The following is a 3,317-nucleotide window of genomic DNA, read 5'->3' as shown; positions in this document are numbered from 1 at the left end:
ACATCGCTGATCCAGATGGTGCGGTACTGACGCCGGCTATGCGTCGCGCGCTCCGGAATCGTCGGCGACGAATTCGCGAAGTCCGTCAGGTCGGCGATACTGCCGTCCTGTAACAATTTCGTCATTTCATTCATGCGTCATGGGCCCCGGCGGATGACGTTTCAGGGCCTATGGCGATGTTTTGTTACAATCAGAATCTCGACATCTTTAAAAGCACCGAAGATTCAATCGGTGATGGCGATATGCCCCGGCAATGCGGCGACCCGATCGAGCCATGCCTGGACCGACGGATAGCGATGCAGCTCGAAGCCGCCTTCCTCGCAGACATGCGTGTAGGCATAGAGCGCGATGTCGGCGAGGGTGAAGCGCCCGCCGGCGAAGAACGGCGTGCGGGCCAGATGCTCGTCCATCAGCGTCAGCGCCGCATCGCCCGCGGCGCGCTTGAGCGGCAATTGGGCACGCTGGACGTCGCTCAGATTGTCCGTGCCGACCAACCCCGTCCAGAAGCGGATCGTCGCGATGTTGGGTTCGTGATTATATTGTTCCCAGAACATCCAGCGCAGCATGTCGGCGCGGTCGAACCGGTCGGCCGGGATCAGGCCGGAGCCATCGGCGAGGTAGAAGCAGGCGGCACTACTCTCGGGCAGGAAATCGTCGCCGACCTGGAGCACCGGGATGCGGCCATTGGCGTTGACGCCGGTCAGGAACGCCTCGGACCGCGTCTCCCCATTCATGATGTCGTACTCGCGCCGCTTGAGCGCGATGCCGAGATGCGCCGCGGTCAACCGGATCTTGTAGCAATTTCCCGAGGCGGCATATTCGTGCAGGATCAGATTGGCCATCGCGCTCCCTCTCTGGATTGACGGCGGCGAGCAAAAGCGCGGGCGCGCGCTCGAGTCCAACCGAAAACGCTCCGGCAGTGATCAGCTGCTCTTATGGAATCCGCCTTCAGATGATGCCCAGCGCGGCACGGCGACGTTCGCGCCGCCGATATTGCAACCAGCCCCAGGCGCCGCCTAGCAATAACGGCACCCAGCCCCAGAAATACGCCCAGAACGGAAAGATCCAGCCGCGGCCGATATCTACGCCGAGTTCCTTGCGCAGCACGCCCAGTCCTTCATCGCCCACGGGCGACGCCATCATATAGGGATCGTCGCTCTCCCAGTCGTCGAAATAGAGGACATAGCCCGCCTCTTTGTAAGCGAAGAACGGCATGCCGAAGGCGTCGATTTCCCGTGCGGAATAGCCGAGCCGGACAGCGGGCCGCGCGTAGCTCGGTTCCACGCCGCCGGACAGCAACCGCGATACCGCACGCGCGGCATTGAGTGCGTTCGGCCGCTTGAGCTTCGGGATCATATACGATCCGGCGGAAATATACGTCGCGTAGCGGTCGCGATCCGCCTTCGGCGGCAGCGGAGCGACATCCACGACGATCGGCCGATTGACGAAACCGATCGGGCGATCGGACACGAATTGCGTGCCGATGAAGATCAACAGCGCCACGACAAGCAAGGCGTCGTGCCGGATCTTTCGCGGCTCGAGCGGTACGCTCGGATCGTCCCAATCGCTCATCTGTCCCCCCTTGGTTCGCTCTACCCGATGTTGAGCACGATCTTTCCAACATGATCGCCCGATTCCATCAGCCGATGAGCATCGGGCGCCTGGTCGAAGGCGAACACGGTGTCGACCACCGGCTTGAGTGTCCCCGCCGCGACATGCGGCCAGACCGTGCGCGCGAGTTCGTCGGCGACCGCGGTCTTGAACTCGACCGAGCGCGGGCGCAGCGTCGATCCGGTCAGGATCAGCCGACGCCGCATGATCTCGAACAGCGGAACGGTCGCCTGTGCTCCGCCCTGGACCGCGATCGACACGTGGCGGCCATCCTCGCCCAGGCATTGCAGGTTGCGCGGGACATAATCGCCGCCGACCATGTCGAGCACCACCGCGACGCCCTTGCCACCGGTGATCGCTTTCACCCGCTCGACGAAATCTTCGGTCCTGTAATTGATCGCGCGGTCCGCGCCGACCTTGCGCGCGGCCTCGCATTTCGCGTCCGATCCCGCGGTCACGATGACCGTCACACCGAACGTGTTGCACAGCCGGATCGCCATCGTGCCGATTCCGCTGGTCCCGCCATGGACCAGCACCGTGTCGCCTTCCGCCGCGTAGCCGCGTTCGAACAGATTGGTCCACACGGTGAACAAGGTCTCGGGCATCGCCGCCGCCTCGACCATGCTCAGCGCCTCGGGCACCGGCAGGCATTGGCCGTACGGCGCCACCGCATATTGCGCATAGCCGCCGCCCGCGACCAGCGCGCAGACCGGCTGGCCGACCAGGTCGCGCTCGGTGCCGGGACCGGTCGCGACGATCATCCCCGCGACTTCCAGCCCGGGAATCGACGGGGCGCCCGGCGGCGGCGGATAAAGGCCCTGGCGTTGCATGACCTCGGGCCGGTTGATCCCGGCGGCGGCGACTTGGATCAGCACCTCGCCCTCGCCCGGCACCGGCACCGGGCGCTCGACGACTCGCAACACCTCGGGGCCGCCCGGCTGCTCCGGATCGATCGCCCGCATCACGGTCGGTATCGCGCCCATTCGCACCCTTTCACCGGAAGCCCCCGACCAGTTATTGACATCCCCCGGCCCAGGGTCAACGTTCAGCGCCATGGATTCCGAAGAGAATCTTCCGCGCCCCGGCGATCCGATCGCGCTCCTGGTCAAACAGGACCTCGATCCGCTCTCGGTAGGCGAGCTGGAAGGGCGGATCGCCCTCCTGGAAGGCGAGATCGCGCGCGTCCGCCAACATATGCAACGCGCCGTTAACCATCGCGCAAGCGCCGACGCTCTATTCAAGCGATGAGCGCGAACCGCATCTTCGCGCCGGGCACATCCCTCAGGGGAATTCCCGACATGACGATGCGGACCGGCCAGCGCTTGATGCGGGGCCCTCCCCACCCGACATATGGGAAAAGGGTCGCGCGTCCCATGCGGCCCGACAGGAGTAACTGACTAATGCCGAGTTTCGCCTCCGCGCTCGAAACCACCCTCCACAAGGCGCTCGAAGCCGCGTCGTCGCGCCGCCACGAATATGCGACGCTCGAACACCTGCTGCTCGCGCTGGTCGACGACGAACATGCGTCCAAGGTGATGTCGTCGTGCGGCGTCGACCTCGACGAGCTCAAGATGACCGTCGCCAATTATCTCGACACCGAGCTCGACGCGCTCAAGGTCGACAAGGCGACCGATCCGTCGCCGACCAGCGGGTTCCAGCGCGTCGTCCAGCGCGCGATCCTGCACGTCCAGTCGTCGGGCCGCGAC

At 64.8% G+C, this 3,317-nt stretch carries 5 protein-coding genes; 2 read left to right on the top strand and 3 right to left on the bottom strand.

Features of this window, described 5'->3' with window-relative positions; translation table 11 throughout:
* Window positions 1–224: 224 nt before the first annotated feature.
* The 3 genes from ACTHJR_RS20635 to ACTHJR_RS20625 all read right to left on the bottom strand — a co-directional run bounded on the left by ACTHJR_RS20635 (window position 225) and on the right by ACTHJR_RS20625 (window position 2,594).
* Complete coding sequence (locus ACTHJR_RS20635; RefSeq protein ID WP_440525301.1) at window positions 225–842, bottom strand: glutathione S-transferase family protein; 618 nt, start codon at window positions 840–842, stop codon at window positions 225–227.
* A gap of 106 nt (window positions 843–948) precedes the next feature.
* The gene (locus ACTHJR_RS20630; protein ID WP_440525300.1) at window positions 949–1,572 is read right to left on the bottom strand and encodes a hypothetical protein; all 624 of its coding nucleotides are present in this window, start codon (window positions 1,570–1,572) and stop codon (window positions 949–951) included.
* Window positions 1,573–1,592: 20 nt separating this feature from the next.
* The gene (locus ACTHJR_RS20625) at window positions 1,593–2,594 is read right to left on the bottom strand and encodes an NAD(P)H-quinone oxidoreductase (protein ID WP_440525299.1); all 1,002 of its coding nucleotides are present in this window, start codon (window positions 2,592–2,594) and stop codon (window positions 1,593–1,595) included.
* 70 nt (window positions 2,595–2,664) lie between these two features.
* Here ACTHJR_RS20625 and ACTHJR_RS20620 point away from each other — a divergent pair, with 70 nt between their 5' ends.
* Together ACTHJR_RS20620 and ACTHJR_RS20615 are read left to right on the top strand one after the other, a co-directional pair.
* Window positions 2,665–2,859 carry a DUF1192 domain-containing protein gene (locus tag ACTHJR_RS20620; protein ID WP_440525298.1) on the top strand — a complete coding sequence of 65 codons (195 nt, stop codon included), beginning with the start codon at window positions 2,665–2,667 and terminating at the stop codon, window positions 2,857–2,859.
* A gap of 152 nt (window positions 2,860–3,011) precedes the next feature.
* Window positions 3,012–3,317, top strand: a 306-nt coding sequence (locus tag ACTHJR_RS20615; RefSeq protein WP_440525297.1) for a Clp protease N-terminal domain-containing protein, incomplete at its 3' end; no start/stop codon positions are given.

Origin of the sequence: Sphingomonas sp. (assembly GCF_051962185.1) — a bacterium.
In the GTDB taxonomy this organism is placed as follows: Bacteria; Pseudomonadota; Alphaproteobacteria; order Sphingomonadales; family Sphingomonadaceae; genus Sphingomonas.
The sequence above is the reverse complement of the archived record's forward strand: the minus strand, read 5'-3'. Positions and strand labels throughout refer to the sequence as shown.